This is a genomic window from Paraburkholderia sp. SIMBA_054 (assembly GCF_046534875.1).
GTDB lineage: Bacteria > Pseudomonadota > Gammaproteobacteria > Burkholderiales > Burkholderiaceae > Paraburkholderia > Paraburkholderia hospita.
Genome location: NZ_JAWRXV010000552.1, coordinates 1 through 290, shown reverse-complemented (window position 1 = coordinate 290; position 290 = coordinate 1). Strand labels below are relative to the sequence as shown.

The window sequence follows — 290 nt, the reverse complement described above, 5'->3', positions numbered from 1 at the left end:
GGGTGGTCCGAGGACCGCATTATTGTGATCGATAGCGACCTCGGCCAGTCCGGCGCGTCATCGGCGGACCGCGAAGGATTCCAGCGTCTGGTCGCCGAAGTTGGCGTGGGCCATGCCGGTATCGTGCTCGGCCTGGAGGTGTCGCGCCTGGCGCGCAACTCCACCGACTGGCATCGGCTGCTCGAGATCTGCGCAATCACCGACACATTGATCCTTGACTAATGTCGAGCAGTCCGTAATGTGGAGTACGAGGCTCTAACGCACCACTGTACATTGGATCTGGAAGCAAC

General features: G+C 60.7%; 1 protein-coding gene. It reads left to right on the top strand.

What is annotated here, in order from left to right; genetic code table 11:
* The coding region (locus SB822_RS56300) for a recombinase family protein (protein ID WP_410859006.1) at positions 1-222 on the top strand (222 nt) is incomplete at its 5' end.
* Between the last annotated feature and the right edge of the window lie 68 nt (positions 223-290).